15 protein-coding genes are annotated in these 14140 nt (G+C 69.4%); 6 read left to right on the top strand and 9 right to left on the bottom strand.

Features of this window, described 5'->3' with window-relative positions; translation table 11 throughout:
* Nucleotides 1-215 precede the first annotated feature (215 nt).
* The 4 genes from IEY17_RS06800 to yhjD all read left to right on the top strand — a co-directional run bounded on the left by IEY17_RS06800 (nucleotide 216) and on the right by yhjD (nucleotide 5410).
* On the top strand, nucleotides 216-2798 hold the full coding sequence (locus IEY17_RS06800; RefSeq protein WP_229679926.1) for a bifunctional FO biosynthesis protein CofGH: 2583 nt from the start codon (nucleotides 216-218) through the stop codon (nucleotides 2796-2798).
* A gap of 196 nt (nucleotides 2799-2994) precedes the next feature.
* Nucleotides 2995-3228: a hypothetical protein gene (locus IEY17_RS06795; protein WP_229679899.1), complete on the top strand. Its 234-nt coding sequence runs from the start codon at nucleotides 2995-2997 to the stop codon at nucleotides 3226-3228.
* 59 nt (nucleotides 3229-3287) lie between these two features.
* Nucleotides 3288-4325 (top strand): tryptophan--tRNA ligase, encoded by a 1038-nt coding sequence (trpS, locus tag IEY17_RS06790; RefSeq protein ID WP_188986433.1) that lies wholly within the window; start codon nucleotides 3288-3290, stop codon nucleotides 4323-4325.
* A gap of 62 nt (nucleotides 4326-4387) precedes the next feature.
* Nucleotides 4388-5410 (top strand): inner membrane protein YhjD, encoded by a 1023-nt coding sequence (gene yhjD, locus IEY17_RS06785; protein ID WP_188986432.1) that lies wholly within the window; start codon nucleotides 4388-4390, stop codon nucleotides 5408-5410.
* A gap of 20 nt (nucleotides 5411-5430) precedes the next feature.
* On the opposite strand, the gene IEY17_RS25750 is transcribed toward yhjD, so the two are convergent.
* Complete coding sequence (locus IEY17_RS25750; RefSeq protein ID WP_268240302.1) at nucleotides 5431-5553, bottom strand: hypothetical protein; 123 nt, start codon at nucleotides 5551-5553, stop codon at nucleotides 5431-5433.
* 138 nt (nucleotides 5554-5691) lie between these two features.
* Nucleotides 5692-6939 carry a D-alanyl-D-alanine carboxypeptidase family protein gene (locus IEY17_RS06780; protein WP_188986431.1) on the bottom strand — a complete coding sequence of 416 codons (1248 nt, stop codon included), beginning with the start codon at nucleotides 6937-6939 and terminating at the stop codon, nucleotides 5692-5694.
* Between the two features lie 93 nt (nucleotides 6940-7032).
* On the opposite strand from IEY17_RS06780, the gene IEY17_RS06775 reads away from it, so the two are divergent.
* Complete coding sequence (locus IEY17_RS06775; protein ID WP_188986430.1) at nucleotides 7033-7260, top strand: SCO4848 family membrane protein; 228 nt, start codon at nucleotides 7033-7035, stop codon at nucleotides 7258-7260.
* A 19-nt stretch (nucleotides 7261-7279) separates the two neighbouring features.
* On the opposite strand, the gene IEY17_RS06770 is transcribed toward IEY17_RS06775, so the two are convergent.
* The 7 genes from IEY17_RS06770 to sdhC all read right to left on the bottom strand — a co-directional run bounded on the left by IEY17_RS06770 (nucleotide 7280) and on the right by sdhC (nucleotide 12475).
* Nucleotides 7280-7618: a hypothetical protein gene (locus IEY17_RS06770; RefSeq protein WP_188986429.1), complete on the bottom strand. Its 339-nt coding sequence runs from the start codon at nucleotides 7616-7618 to the stop codon at nucleotides 7280-7282.
* A 514-nt stretch (nucleotides 7619-8132) separates the two neighbouring features.
* Nucleotides 8133-8411, bottom strand: coding sequence for a hypothetical protein (locus tag IEY17_RS06765; RefSeq protein WP_188986428.1), 279 nt, complete (start codon nucleotides 8409-8411; stop codon nucleotides 8133-8135).
* A 122-nt stretch (nucleotides 8412-8533) separates the two neighbouring features.
* On the bottom strand, nucleotides 8534-8884 hold the full coding sequence (locus tag IEY17_RS06760; protein ID WP_188986427.1) for a hypothetical protein: 351 nt from the start codon (nucleotides 8882-8884) through the stop codon (nucleotides 8534-8536).
* An 87-nt stretch (nucleotides 8885-8971) separates the two neighbouring features.
* Entirely contained in the window at nucleotides 8972-9757 is a 786-nt protein-coding gene (locus IEY17_RS06755) for a succinate dehydrogenase iron-sulfur subunit (RefSeq protein WP_188986426.1), read from the bottom strand.
* The gene (gene sdhA, locus IEY17_RS06750) at nucleotides 9757-11544 is read right to left on the bottom strand and encodes a succinate dehydrogenase flavoprotein subunit (RefSeq protein WP_188986425.1); all 1788 of its coding nucleotides are present in this window, start codon (nucleotides 11542-11544) and stop codon (nucleotides 9757-9759) included. Before sdhA ends, IEY17_RS06755 begins: the two co-directional genes overlap by 1 nt.
* Before the next feature lie 71 nt (nucleotides 11545-11615).
* Nucleotides 11616-12035, bottom strand: a complete 420-nt coding sequence (locus tag IEY17_RS06745; protein ID WP_188986424.1) for a succinate dehydrogenase hydrophobic membrane anchor subunit — start codon at nucleotides 12033-12035, stop codon at nucleotides 11616-11618.
* A gap of 2 nt (nucleotides 12036-12037) precedes the next feature.
* Nucleotides 12038-12475 carry a succinate dehydrogenase, cytochrome b556 subunit gene (gene sdhC, locus IEY17_RS06740; protein WP_188986423.1) on the bottom strand — a complete coding sequence of 146 codons (438 nt, stop codon included), beginning with the start codon at nucleotides 12473-12475 and terminating at the stop codon, nucleotides 12038-12040.
* Between the two features lie 552 nt (nucleotides 12476-13027).
* On the opposite strand from sdhC, the gene IEY17_RS06735 reads away from it, so the two are divergent.
* Nucleotides 13028-14125 (top strand): BMP family lipoprotein, encoded by a 1098-nt coding sequence (locus tag IEY17_RS06735; protein ID WP_229679898.1) that lies wholly within the window; start codon nucleotides 13028-13030, stop codon nucleotides 14123-14125.
* Nucleotides 14126-14140: the final 15 nt, after the last annotated feature.

Genomic DNA, 14140 nt, shown 5'->3' with positions numbered 1-14140 from the left:
GGTAGGGCGGAACGGAGTAATTCGGTAGCCGGGAACGACTCCTGCGGCCCTCCGCCACGATGTCCGAGACGCCGGGATCGCGCGACCGGCGAACGGGTTGCGGCACGTGCGGTTTCGCACAACGGGCTGCCGCGCCTGGGAAAGTGCCTAGAGTCGCAGGGGTGTCGGTAGATCTGGAACTCGCCCCGCCAGAGCCCACTCCCAGCGAGTCGGCGATGCGCCGCGCGCTCCGCCGCGCCGCGGACGGCGTCTCGCTGGACGTCACCGAAGCCGCGACCCTGCTGCACGCCCGCGGCGACGACCTCCAGGCGCTGATGGCCGCGGCCGCGCGGGCCAGGGACGCGCACCTGGTCGCCGAGGGCCGCGCCGACGTGGTCACCTACAGCCGCAACGTGTTCATCCCGTTGACGCGGTTGTGCCGGGACCGCTGCCACTACTGCACCTTCGCCACCGTGCCGCACCGCGTGGAGTCGGCGTTCCTGGAACGCGAGGAGGTGCTGGAGATCGCCCGCCAGGGTGCCGCCGCCGGGTGCAAGGAAGCACTGTTCACCCTGGGCGACCGACCGGAGGAGCGCTGGTCGGCGGCGGCCGAGTGGCTGGCGGCGCGCGGCTATTCCTCTACAGTGGACTATCTGCGCGCCTGCGCCATCGCGGTGCTGGAGGAGACCGGCCTGCTGCCGCACCTCAACCCGGGCGTGCTGTCCTGGACGGAGCTGACCAGGCTCAAGCCGGTCGCGCCGAGCATGGGCATGATGCTGGAGACCACCGCGGAGCGGTTGTGGCGCGGCAAGGGCGGCCCGCACTTCGGCAGCCCGGACAAGCAACCCGCCGTCCGGTTGCGGGCACTGGCCGACGCCGGGCGCGTCGCGGTGCCGTTCACCAGCGGAATCCTCATCGGCATCGGCGAGACCCGCACCGAGCGGGCCGAGTCGCTGCTCGCCCTGCGCGGACTGGCCCGCCAGTACGGGCACCTGCAGGAGGTCATCGTGCAGAACTTCCGCGCCAAACCCGACACCGCGATGCGCGACGTGCCCGACGCCGACCTACATGACCTGGCCGCGACCGTCGCGGTGGCCCGGCTGCTCATGCCCTCCGGAGTGAGCGTGCAGGCGCCGCCGAACCTCGTCGGCGACCAGCAGCTGCTGATGCTGCGCGCCGGGATTGACGACTGGGGCGGGGTGTCGCCGGTGACCCCGGACCACGTCAGCCCCGAGCACCCGTGGCCGCGGGTCGACGAGCTCGAGGCCATGACCCGGGAAGCCGGTTTCGAACTGCGTGAACGCCTGACGGCCTACCCGCGCTACGTGCGGGCCGGGCTGGCCGCGGACTCCACCCAGTGGCTGGACCTGCGGGTCGCCGGGCACGTCGCCGCGCTCGCCGGTCCGGACGGCCTCGCCCGTCCGGACGCCGAGCCGGTGGGCCGCGAGTGGCAGGAACCCGACGGCGGTTTCGCCTCGCTCGGCCGCACCGACCTGCACCGCAGCATCGACACCGCGGGCCGCACCACGGACCGCCGCGGCGACTTCGACACCGTCTACGGCGACTGGGACGAGCTGCGGCAGCAGCTGCCGGGCGGGCGCGCGCCGGAACATCTCGACGCCGACGTGCGCGACGGGCTGCGGCTGGCCGAGTCGGACCCGGCCGCGCTGCTCGACCAGAGCCGCACTGCGCTGGCCATGGCCCTGCTGACCTGCGACGGGCCCGCGTTGGACGAGCTGACGCGGATCGCCGACGCGCTGCGCCACGACGTCGTGGGCGACGACGTCACCTACGTGGTGAACCGCAACATCAACTTCTCCAACATCTGCTACGTCGGCTGCCGTTTCTGCGCCTTCGCGCAGCGGGAGCGGGACGCCGACGCCTACCGGTTCTCGCCGGAGGAGGTCGCCGACCGCGCCGAGGAGGCATGGCGCGCCGGGGCCACCGAGGTCTGCATGCAGGGCGGCATCGACCCGCGCCTGCCCACCTCCGGCTACGCCGAGCTGGTGCGGGCGGTCAAGCGGCGCGTGCCGGAGATGCACGTCCACGCGTTCAGCCCGATGGAGGTGGTCAGCGCCGCGGCCAAGGCCGGGGTGAGCATCGCCGACTGGCTCGCCGAGCTGAAGGAGGCCGGGCTGGGCAGCATCCCCGGCACCGCGGCGGAGATCCTCGACGACGAGGTGCGCTGGGTGCTGACCAAGGGCAAGCTGCCGGCGGCCGAATGGATCGAGGTGATCAGCACCGCGCACCGGCTGGGCATCCCGTCGTCGTCGACGATGATGTACGGCCACGTCGACGCGCCGAAGCACTGGCTCGGCCACTTCCGCACCCTCGCGGCGGTGCAGGACCGCGCGGCCGAGCACGGCGCGGCCGGGTTCACCGAGTTCGTGCCGCTGCCGTTCGTGCACCGCAACGCGCCCATCTACCTGGCCGGTCTCGCCCGGCCCGGCCCGACGCGCCGCGACAACCGGGCGGTGCACGCGATGGCCCGCGTCCTGCTGCACGGCCGTATCGACAACGTCCAGTGCTCGTGGGTGAAGCTGGGCGACGACGGCACATCCGAGGTGCTCGACGGCGGGGCGAACGACGTGGGCGGCACGTTGATGGAGGAGACCATCAGCCGCATGGCCGGTTCCGAGCACGGCTCCGCACGCACCGTGGAGGAGCTGCACCGGCTGGCGGACCGGGTGGGCCGTCCGGCGCGGCAACGGACCACCACGTACGGGCGACCCAGGCGGGTGCAGCTCGGCATCACCTCCGCTCAACCGCCTGGCTGTGCGCGGGCCACCGCGGCCCGCACCCCGCCGGAACCCCGCTGATCTGGGCCGACAGCGTCCGGCGGAGCCCCCGCGCCGAAGCCCGCGAAGCGGAAAATATGATCACTCCGTCGTGGCCGGTGTACGCGGAGCGACCACGACTTTCCCCGGCGGTCGGTACGGTCCGCCACCGAACTCGAACGAATAGGTGACCCGAACGGGTCAACTGTCGCAGGGAGGCACGCTCGTGCGTAGCCGAATGTCTCGCGTCGGTGCGCGGATCACCGTGCTCAGCGCCGCACCCACCGCCGCGCTGATGGTAACCGCAAGCGGCGCCGCTGCCGCTGAGCTGACCGTGATCGCCGAACGCAGCCCGCTCGAATCGCTGAGCACCCCGGTGGGCCTGACCGCCGTCGGGCTCGGCGTGGTCGGCATGGTCGCCGGTGCCTTCCGCAAGAAGAAGATCCAGCCGGAGAACCAGCGCAAGAACTGAGCAGGGGCGAACCGGTGGGTCGCTCCCGCCGCCGCGGCCGCACTTGCGAGAATCACGGCGTGAGCAGCGACAGCCCCGCACCCCAGAACAACGCACAGCCGCGCCCGCGCGTGCTGTCCGGCATCCAGCCGACCGCCGACTCGTTCCACCTCGGCAACTACCTGGGCGCCCTGCGGGAGTGGGTCACCATGCAGGACGACCACGACGCCTTCTACTGCGTCGTCGACCTGCACGCCATCACCGTCGCGCAGGACCCGGAGCTGCTGCGGCAGCGCACCCGGTTGTCCGCCGCCCAGCTGCTGGCCATCGGTATCGACCCCGACCGCTCGACGCTCTTCGTGCAGAGCCACGTCCCCGAGCACGCCCAGCTCGGCTGGGTCCTGGAGTGCCTGACCGGGTTCGGCGAGGCCGGCCGGATGACCCAGTTCAAGGACAAGTCCGCCCGCCAGGAGGCCGACCACGTCAGCGTCGGGCTGTTCACCTACCCGGTGTTGCAGGCCGCCGACATCCTGCTCTACCAGGCCGACGCGGTCCCGGTCGGCGAGGACCAGCGCCAGCACCTGGAGCTCACCCGCAACCTGGCGCAGCGCTTCAACTCCCGCTACGGGCAGACCTTCACCGTCCCGGCCGCGCACATCCCCAAGGACACCGCCAAGATCTACGATCTGCAGGACCCGACGTCGAAGATGAGCAAGTCGGTGCCCGCCGGGGTCGTCGAACTGCTGGAGCAGCCGAAGCGCTCGGCCAAGAAGATCCGCTCCGCGGTCACCGACCTGGAGCGCGAGATCCGCTACGACGTGGAGAACAAGCCGGGTATCAGCAACCTGCTGGTGATCTACTCGGCGCTGTCCGGCCGCAGCATCACCGACCTGGAGGCGGCCTACCAGGGCAAGGGCTACGGCGACCTGAAGAAGGACCTCGGCGAGGTCGTGGTCGAGTTCGTCACCCCGTTCCAGGAGAAGGTCCGCGGCTACCTCGACGACCCGGCGGAGCTGGACAAGCTGTTGCACCGTGGCGCTGAGCGGGCCCGCGAGGTCGCGTCGGAGACGCTGCGCACGGTGTTCGATCGGGTGGGCTTCCTGCCGCCGGTGCGCTGAACTGATCGACAACGGGTAGCCTGCCACCGTTCGGGGGAAGCCGTTGCGGCGGGAGGTGCACCGTGGCCGGTGAGCAGGACTCCACCAAGCCCGGTCGGCTGGCCCTGCTGCGGCGTCGGCACCCGTGGCTGGATCGGCTGATCCGGGCCTTCGAGCGCTACCAGCGCCAGTACGGCGACTACTACGCCGCCGCGATCACCTACTTCAGTGTGCTGGCCCTGGTGCCGCTGCTGATGATCGCCTTCGCGGTGGCCGGTTTCGTGCTGGCCGGCAACCCCGACCTGCTGGCCCGGCTGCAGACCTCGATCACCGAGGCGGTGCCCAGCCCGGCGATGAGCGAGATGCTCACCGGGGTCGTCCAGCAGGCGATCCGGCAGGCCGGTGCGGTCGGCGTGATCGGGCTGCTGGCCGCGCTGTACTCGGGGCTCGGCTGGATGACGAACCTGCGCGAGGCGCTGACCGCCCAGTGGACGCAGGAGGCGGAGAAGCAGTCGATCGTCCGGCGAACGGTGTCCGACCTGCTGTCGCTGATCGGCCTCGGCGCCGCGATCGTGCTCTCCTTCGGCATCAGCGCCCTCGGCGGTGTCGGGCGGCGGCTGTTCGAGCTGGTCGGGGTCGAGGACAGCCCGGTCGCGCTGCTGGTGCTGCGGTTGCTGTCGATACTGCTGTCGCTGGCGGCGAGCTGGCTGGTGTTCCTCTGGGTGCTGGCGCGGTTGCCGCGCAAACCCGTCTCGTTGCGCAGCGCGGTGCGGGGCGCGCTGTTCGGCGCGATCGGTTTCGAGATTCTCAAGCAGGTCGGCGTGCTCTACCTGAACAGCGTCACCACGTCGCCGGCGGGCGCGGCGTTCGGGCCGATTCTCGGTCTGCTGGTGTTCGCGAACCTCGCGTCGCGGTTCATCCTGTTCGTCACCGCCTGGACGGCGTCCGCGCCGGAGAACCTGGAGCTGGCGCGGCCGGAGCCGCCGGGCCCGGCCATCATCCGGCCGGTCGTCCAGGTCCGCCACCGGCCGGGCCTGCGCTCCGCCGTGGGTCTGGTCGGCTTGGGCGCGGTGGCGGGCTGGGCCTGGCGGCGCCGACGCCCCTGAGGGGCCCAGGCGACGTCTGCTCAGTTCGCCCGCTGCGCTGCCACGGCATCGGTGTACTGCTCGGCCTCGCCCCGCCGCAGCAGCCGCGCGGACAAGGTTCCCGGATCACGCACGCGGGCTTTCAGCTCGGCCTCGATCGGCAACGTCCCTCCTCGGCTCAGACGACATGCTGCGCGGTGGCGCGCAATTCGTCGGTGAACCCACGGGATCCCCGGTACAGCGCGCCCGGCGGTGGACGCCTGAGTGCTCGGTGCGAGTGCTGCGGATGCCGACGTGAGGCGTCAGGGGTGGTCGGCGTCCTCGGGGCGGTTGCGGCGGGCCGCTGCCGCGAGGCGGGCTCGGCGTTGGCGCACGCCGACCGCCGCGGCCACCGCGACGGCCGCTGCCGCCAGAAGAGACAGGGGGCCGCCCACCGTGCCGAACAGCGACGACGCCTGGGGTTGCGCGGCGTTGTCCTGCGCCTGGGCTTCCGCGGCCGGTGGGCGTGGCGAGGTCGTCACGAGTTCGCCGACCGGTTCGGCGCCGCCCAGCGCGAAGCCGTGATCCAGCAGGCGCATGGTCTGCGCGGACAGCCGTTCCGGCTTGTTCTCGCCACGCATCAGCACCGCGACCAGGCGGCGTCCGTTGCGCTCCGCCGCCGCGATGTAGGTGTGCCGCGCGTCGTCGGTGAACCCGGTCTTGCCGCCCAGGCCGCCGGGGTAGTGCCGCAGCATCTGGTTGTCGTTCCAGACTTCCAGCGGCGGGCCGCCGGGAGCGCCCGGCAGGGTGGCGTTGCGCGTCGCGACGATGGCGGCGAAGGCGGGTTCGCGCATCGCCGCCCGGAAGATCACCGCCAGGTCGTAGGCCGACGTGCTCATCCCCGGACCGTCCAGACCGGATGGTGTCGCGGCCCGGGTGTCGAGCGCGCCGAGCTCCTTGGCGAGCGCGTTCATCTTCTGGACGGTGGCCTCCATCCCGCCCATCCGCATCGCCAGCGCGTGCGCGGCGTCGTTGCCGGACTGCAGGAGAAGCCCGGTCAGCACCTGCTGGACCGTGTAGGTCACGCCCGGGCTCAGCCCGACCCGGCTGCCCTCCTGGTTGGCGTCCTCCTTGGTGGCCACAATCGTGTCGTTCAGCCGGAGTTCGCGCAGCGCGGTCAGTGCGGTGAGCACCTTGATCGTCGAGGCGGGCCGGTGCCGGGCGTGCGGGTCGCGGGCGGCCAGGACCTCGCCGGTGTCCAGGTCGGCGAGCACCCAGCTGGCGGCGGTGACCTCGGCGGGCGGCAGCGGTGCGCCCGGCGCGGTGATCAGCCCGCAGTCGGCCAACCGGTCGCCGCCGACCGGCGTCTCCGGTACCGGCACCGGTGGCGGGGCCGGCACACCCGGCGGCGGTACCTCGGAGGTGTCCACCGGGGGCGGCGGGGCGACGGCGTTGGGGCACGCGGGCGGCTGCGCCGCGGCAGCGCCGCCGGTCAGCGGGAGCGCGGTGGCGACGAGGGCGCACAGGGCGATCCTGGCGCGGACGACCGAACTGTGGTCACACGACGGCACACAGAGAAGGCTAGCCAATCGGCGTCACACGGCGGCGCGGACCGGACGACCCTGACCGCCGGGTGAAGCGCGTTACAGCGGATACTGGGCAACGTGACTATTTCCCGACGTGTTGCGCTGTTCCTGCTGGCCTTCGGCGTGTGGTCGTACCTGCTGTGGCCGAACTTCATGCGCAACATCTGGAACAGCGACCGCTCCTGGGCCGACGGCGCCCCGACGAGCTACCTCGTCGTGCACCTGGTGATCGCGGTGGTCTCCCTGGTCCTGGGCACCATCATCGGGGTGCTCGGCTGGCGTGCCTACCGCGCCGCCCGCCGCTGACCATGATCAGCGCCAGGAGTCAGGACTGCCTTACCCTGGGGACCCCTCCCTTTCGTCCCAGGCCGAACGTGATCCGGTAGATGTCCGGCAGGTCAAGCCTGTCGTCCTTCCGGCGCGTCATGATCCCCAGTTCGATCAACTCGTCGATGAGCTTTCCCGGCCTGAGGTCACGAGGGCCCGCAGGTGACGACTCATTGTGCGACGACCTCTGCTGAAGTGCTGCCAACTCGGACCGCGGTCCTGCGTGCTGCCAACACGCCTCCACTTCGGCTTGCTCGATGGGAACCTGCTTGCCACGCAGCGGTTCAATCGCGGTTGGCACCCAATTGATGTCGTCGGTGATTTCCTTCAGGCGCATGGAAGAGGCGGTTTGAACGCCTTGCTTGATCGGTTCCCAGTGCAGCGCAAAGGAGTGTCCTGGGTGCTGATCCTCGGAGTTTTCGGTGGCAGTCCGGAGCGCGTTGAGGAAGCTGCGTGGGCTAACTTGGCCAGCCCCATCAGCAAGGTGGTTGGGAACCCATGTGTAGGTGTGCCCTCTCCTTCGGTCAGGCCCATGTAGGGACCGGCAATCGAGACGGAGACAGTACGCTGTCGCTCGGGGTCTCCGAGCAACGGCTCCGGCGGTAGAAACCTGTTACTACTGCTCGTCCATGTTCCGGTCATATGGCGGAACATGTGGGCGTATTCGTGGTCCGCGTTTCCGAGATAATGGAAGAGTAGGCCGTAAAGGTTGGAGCGGGGCCATTCGAGGTCCGCCGGATTGGAGAGGATCTTGGAGGCATCTGAGAGAAGTTGAGTTGGAGCTTGTCGAGCCAGTCGTGCCGTATAAATACCTTAGCTCGAAGATTGCGCGTCCTGCAGAATCCCGATCGTCAGCTGGTCGGCGTGATCCCGATTCGAGTGGAGCCATTCGAGTGCATCGAACAGATTTCACTGGCACGGAACAGTGGGGTGGCGGCAGCAAACGGACCGGCGGCCTCGCGAATCCGGTCGTCCAGAGCCGTCGGGAGACAACTCGTACCGTGGTCGTCGATGACCAGGCAAAGTCGCCCGACCAGGTCGCGTACCAGCACGACGTCAAGCCCTTTGTGGCTGACCTCTGCGGCAAGTGTGCAGACGTTCTCCCACGCAGTGTCGAAACGAACGGTCACGGCAGCACCCCATCGAGCTGGGCCTTCTGGTAGAAGAACGGTATGCGTTCGGTGGCTTCCAGGTGTTCGTCGACACGCGATGCATCGATGTGCTGGCCATCGGTATAACGCTCTGTGACCCTTCACCGATGGAACGGGTTCTTCTGCGTCATGGCCAGATAAAACGCATTCGCGTTGCGCCCGCTGGCCACCAGGCAGATCTCCTCCCACAACGTGGGCAGGTGGCCGTATGACGGGCCAGGCTTGCCCGATGGATGGACGGGATGGTCAGGCTTGTTGTTCTTCTTGTTAACGAACCCGTCCAGGTAACCAATAAGGATCGCCTTCAGCCCGCATTCGGCAGCCATGCCCGCGACGTGGTCGGCATTCGGGAGCCGTTGCTCCTTACGCAGCAGCAGAGCGTTCTGGTAGTGCCGACGGGCAGCGGTCGGGAAATCCGGGGGCGGTCCGGGTTGGGCCATGATCGCGAGCACACTCACCCTACGAACACGCCCAGATGCGGTGCGACGCAGAAACGGCGCCCGTCCCCGGGGGGGACGAGCGCCGTTCGGTCGGTGTGGTCAGCGGCGGCGGAACATCAGGGCCCGCTTGACCTCCTGGATCGCCTTGGTGACCTGGATGCCACGCGGGCAGGCGTCCGTGCAGTTGAAGGTCGTGCGGCAGCGCCACACGCCGTCGACGTCGTTGAGGATGTCCAGACGCTCCTCGGCACCCTCGTCGCGGCTGTCGAAGATGAACCGGTGCGCGTTGACGATCGCCGCCGGGCCGAAGTAGTGGCCGTCGGACCAGTACACCGGGCACGACGTGGTGCACGCCGCGCACAGGATGCACTTGGTGGTGTCGTCGAAGCGGGCCCGCTCCGCCACCGACTGGATCCGCTCCCGGGTCGGCTCGTTGCCGGTGGTGATCAGGTACGGCTTGACCGCGCGGTACGCCTCGAAGAACGGCTCCATGTTGACCACGAGGTCCTTCTCGACCGGCAGGCCCTTGATCGGCTCGATGGTCAGGGTGGTCTCGCCGCCCTTGGCCAGCATGTCCTTCATGAGGACCTTGCAGGCCAGCCGGTTCACGCCGTTGATCCGCATCGCGTCGGAGCCGCACACACCGTGCGCGCAGGACCGGCGGAAGGTCAGCGTGCCGTCGACGTACCACTTGATGTAGTGCAGCAGGTTCAGCACGCGGTCGGAGGGCAGCGCCGGGATCCGGTAGGACTCCCAGTGCATGTCCTCGTCGGTCTCCGGGTTGTACCGCAGGATCTTGACGGTCACCATCGTGGCGCCGTCGGGGATCGGCGGAGCGTCGGAGGGCAGGTCGGTCGTGTCCTTGTTCGTGGTGGCGGCGGTCATCAGTACTTACGCTCCATCGGCTGGTACCGGGTGACGACGACGGGCTTGTAGTCCAGGCGGATGTCGGCCTGGAAGCCAGTCAACCCGAGCGGCGCGTTCGGGTCCTCCTTCTCCGGCAGCACCTTGTACTGCATGCTGTGCCGCATGAAGTTCACGTCGTCGCGGTTCGGGTAGTCCTCGCGGGCGTGCCCGCCGCGGGACTCCTTGCGGGCCAGCGCCGCGTTGACCAGCGCCTCGGCCAGGTCGAGCAGGAAGCCCAGCTCGATGGCCTCCAGCAGGTCGGAGTTGTACCGCTTGCCCTTGTCGTGCACGGAGATCCGGCCGTAGCGCTCCTTGAGCGCCTGCACGTCCGACAGCGCCGTCTTCAGGGTCTCCTCGGTGCGGTACACCGAGGCGTTGGCGTCCATCGTCTGCTGCAGCTCGGTGCGGATCGTGGCGACCCGCTCGCCGCCCTGCGCGGTGCGCAGGTGGTTGACCATGCCCTGCACCAGCTTGGCCGGCTCGTCCGGCAGCTCCACGTGGTCGTGGCTGAGCGCGTACTCCGCGGCGGCGATGCCGGCGCGGCGGCCGAACACGTTGATGTCCAGCAGCGAGTTGGTGCCCAGGCGGTTCGAGCCGTGCACCGAGACGCAGGCGCACTCACCGGCCGCGTAGAGGCCGGGGACGGTGTGCTCGTTGTCCCGCAGCACCTCGCCCTGCACGTTGGTGGGGATGCCGCCCATCGCGTAGTGCGCGGTCGGGTAGACCGGCACCGGCTCCTTGGTCGGCTCCACGCCCAGGTAGGTGCGGGAGAACTCCATGATGTCCGGCAGCTTGGCCTCGAGCAGCTCCTCGCCGAGGTGCGTGACGTCCAGCAGCACGTAGTCCTTGTTCGGACCCGCGCCGCGGCCCTCCAGCACCTCCAGGGCCATCGACCGGGCGACGATGTCGCGCGGGGCCAGGTCCTTGATCGTCGGGGCGTAGCGCTCCATGAACCGCTCGCCGTCGGCGTTGCGCAGGATGCCGCCCTCGCCGCGGACGCCCTCGGTGATCAGGATGCCCAGGCCGGCCAGGCCGGTCGGGTGGAACTGGTAGAACTCCATGTCCTCCAGCGGCAGGCCCTTGCGGTAGATGATGCCCATCCCGTCGCCGGTCAGGGTGTGCGCGTTGGAGGTGGTCTTGAAGACCTTGCCGAACCCGCCGGTGGCGAAGATGACCGACTTGGCCTGGAAGACGTGGATCTCGCCGGTGGCCAGCTCGTAGGCGATGGCGCCGGAGCAGACCGGGCCGTCCGGCCCCTCGCTGAGGGCGATGTCGAGCACGTAGAACTCGTTGAAGAACTCCACGCCGTGCTTGACGCAGTTCTGGTACAGCGTCTGCAGGATCATGTGGCCGGTGCGGTCCGCGGCGTAGCAGGCGCGGCGCACCGGCGCCTTGCCGTGGTCGCGGGTGTGGCCGCCGAACCGGCGCTGGTCGATCTTGCCTTCCGGGGTCCGGTTGAACGGCAGCCCCATCTTCTCCAGGTCGAGGACCGCGTCGATGGCCTCCTTCGCCATGATCTCGGCGGCGTCCTGGTCGACCAGGTAGTCACCGCCCTTGATCGTGTCGAAGGTGTGCCACTCCCAGTTGTCCTCCTCGACGTTGGCCAGTGCGGCGCACATGCCGCCCTGGGCCGCGCCGGTGTGGGAGCGGGTGGGGTAGAGCTTGGTCAGCACGGCGGTGCGGGCCCGCTGCCCGGCCTCGATCGCCGCACGCATCCCGGCGCCACCGGCGCCGACGATGACCACGTCGTACTTGTGGAATTGCATGGTCGCCTCCTCGGGCTGTGGCGAGACCCGCGATCGGCGTCGATCTCGCCACGCTGTGGTCGTCCGCGGCGCTAGCCGATGTTCGGGTCGAAGGTGAACAGAACGAAGGTGCCCAGACCCACGGTGAGCAAGACCGAGACGTACAGCAGCATCTTCAGCCAGAAGCGCGTGCCGTCCTTGCGCGAGTAGTCGTTGATGACGGTACGCAGGCCGTTACCACCGTGCAGGGCGGCCAGCCACAACATCGTCAGGTCCCAGAACTGCCAGAACGGCGACGCCCACCGGCCGGCCACGAACGCGAAGTTGATCCGCTGTACGCCGCCGTCCAGGAACAGCATGATCAGCACGTGCCCCAGCACCAGGAGCAGCAGGACCACGCCGGACAGCCGCATGAACAGCCAGCTGTAGAGCTCGAAGTTGTTACGGCGTGCAGCGGGCCGGGACGACGACCGGGGCTTGTCCACGGACAGCGGTGCTTCGGTGACAGTCATGGTCAGTGCCCCCCGAGGAGTTCGGTGACGGCGCGGCCGATGAGCGTGATGGCGGCCGGGACGATCAGCACCAGCCACAGCGCCACAACGGTCCAGAGCATGGGCTTCTGGTACCGGGTCCCCTTGGACCAGAAGTCGACCAGCATGACCCGGATGCCGTTGAACGCGTGGAACAACACCGCTGCCAGCAGGCCCAGCTCGAACAGGATCATCACCGGGTGCTTGTAGGTGTTGATCACCGTGTCGTAGGCGTTCGGGGAAACCCGGACCAGGGCGGTGTCCAAGACGTGCACGAACAAGAAGAAGAAGGTGAGTACGCCCGTGATCCGGTGGGCGACCCACGACCACATGCCCAGATCGCCGCGGTAGAGACGCCCCTTGGCGCGCGGTGCGGTGGCGCGCTGTGGTGCCTCGGCCGCGGAGGCGGTGGTGCTGGCCATGGTGGAAGGCCTCCAACCTCGCTGGTGGACTGACGGCCCCGTTCTCCGAACTGGGGCGACCGGCCCCGAGTCGCAGTTGGTCCCAACTTGGCATTGGGTGCACGCCCGTCACCGGCCACGAACTGGGGCCTTGACGCATGGGATGCTAGACCCGACGTATCGCCCGGGCCTACTCGCCTATGCCGTCTGTGATCGACCAGACAAGCACCCCGATCCGGTTGATCGATGTAGAAATCATTTCGTGACGTCCGAGCGATGCCCAAGTCGCAGCGTCAAGACTTAATTTCGAGAGCCACGTCACCGAATGGCGTGCGCCGCGCACCGGAAGAACAATTCCACCCGGAAGCCGTCAGCTCCGGGCGGCGTTCGTCCGGCGCCGCGGCCCTCCGGCGTGCCCGGAGGCGCGGCTGGGGGGTCGCGGTGGGACCGACAGGAAAGGGGAACGGCATGCGTCGAACGCCGACATGGGGAAGGCGCTCGGGTGCCGGACGTTCGCGCCGGAATGGCGCCACGGTCACTGCTGGTCGCCGCGGCGGCGCATCAATCGCCGCAGTGCTGCTCACGAGTATCGTCGCGCTGGCCGGCTGCGCCAAAGACACCGGGGGAGGGGGCGGCGACAATGCCGCTGGCCAGGGGTGCCGGCTGAACCCGCCGCCGGCCGCCGCGCCGGCCCCGACCACGCAGAACACCCAACAGCAGCCCGCGCCGAACGCGAGCAACCTTCGGGTCGGGCTGGCCTTCGACATCGGCGGGCGCGGCGACGCCTCGTTCAACGACGCCTCGGTGGCCGGGCTCGACCGGGCCAGGGCCGAGATGGGCTTCACCGACGTCAAGGAGCTTGACGCCGGTGCCGGTGAGCCCGAGGACGCCAAGCAGACGCGGCTGCGGCAGCTGGCGCGGGAGGGCTACAACCCGGTGATCGCCGTCGGCTACGCCTACGCCGACGCGCTGAAGATCGTCGCCCCGGAGTTCCCCGGAACCAGGTTCGCGATCATCGACGAGACCATCGAGGGAGTGCCGAACGTCACGTCGCTGGTCTTCGCCGAGGAGGAGGGCTCGTTCCTCGCGGGCGTCATCGCGGCGCACCGGTCGAGGAACTGCCAGGTCGGTTTCGTCGGCGGCGTGCAGACCCCGCTCATCGAGAAGTTCGAGGCCGGTTTCGTGCAGGGGGCCCGGACGGCCGCGCCGGACATCAAGATCGAACGCAGGTACCTGACCCCGGCCGGTGACTTCAGCGGTTTCCAGGACCCGAACAAGGGCTCGGAGATCGCCACCGGCCAGCTGGAGGCCGGGGCCGATGTGCTCTACCACGCGGCCGGCGCCTCCGGGAAGGGCGTGTTCTCCGCGGTGAAGTCGGCGGACGCCATGGCCATCGGTGTGGACTCCGACCAGTACAACCAGCCGACGGTGGCCGAGTACCGGGACGTGATCATCAGCTCCATGCTCAAGCGCGTGGACCTCGCGGTGTACGACTACATCGTGGCGGTCGCGCGCAACGACCTGAGCACGCTGCCGAAGAGGTTCGACCTGTCCATCGGCGGCGTCGACTACTCCACCTCCGGCGGCAGGATCAACGACCTGGTGCCCACGCTGGACGCCTACAAGGCGGCCATCGCGCGCGGCGAGATCAAGGTCTCCGCCAAGCCGTGACCGCCGCGGACGAGG

The sequence above is a fragment of the Saccharopolyspora thermophila genome (assembly GCF_014646075.1).
Classification (GTDB): Bacteria; Actinomycetota; Actinomycetes; order Mycobacteriales; family Pseudonocardiaceae; genus Saccharopolyspora; species Saccharopolyspora thermophila.
The sequence above is the reverse complement of the archived record's forward strand: the minus strand, read 5'-3'. Positions and strand labels throughout refer to the sequence as shown.

Bases quoted from the DNA above. Each gene is read 5' to 3' on its own strand.
- IEY17_RS06755 (WP_188986426.1), bottom strand. From the start codon at position 9,757: ATGACCGCCGCCACCACGAACAAGGACACGACCGACCTGCCCTCCGAC.
- IEY17_RS06800 (WP_229679926.1), top strand. From the start codon at position 216: ATGCGCCGCGCGCTCCGCCGCGCCGCGGACGGCGTCTCGCTGGACGTC.
- sdhA (WP_188986425.1), bottom strand. From the start codon at position 11,544: ATGCAATTCCACAAGTACGACGTGGTCATCGTCGGCGCCGGTGGCGCC.
- IEY17_RS06745 (WP_188986424.1), bottom strand. From the start codon at position 12,035: ATGACTGTCACCGAAGCACCGCTGTCCGTGGACAAGCCCCGGTCGTCG.
- IEY17_RS06770 (WP_188986429.1), bottom strand. From the start codon at position 7,618: ATGCGCCTGAAGGAAATCACCGACGACATCAATTGGGTGCCAACCGCG.
- sdhC (WP_188986423.1), bottom strand. From the start codon at position 12,475: ATGGCCAGCACCACCGCCTCCGCGGCCGAGGCACCACAGCGCGCCACC.
- IEY17_RS06795 (WP_229679899.1), top strand. From the start codon at position 2,995: ATGTCTCGCGTCGGTGCGCGGATCACCGTGCTCAGCGCCGCACCCACC.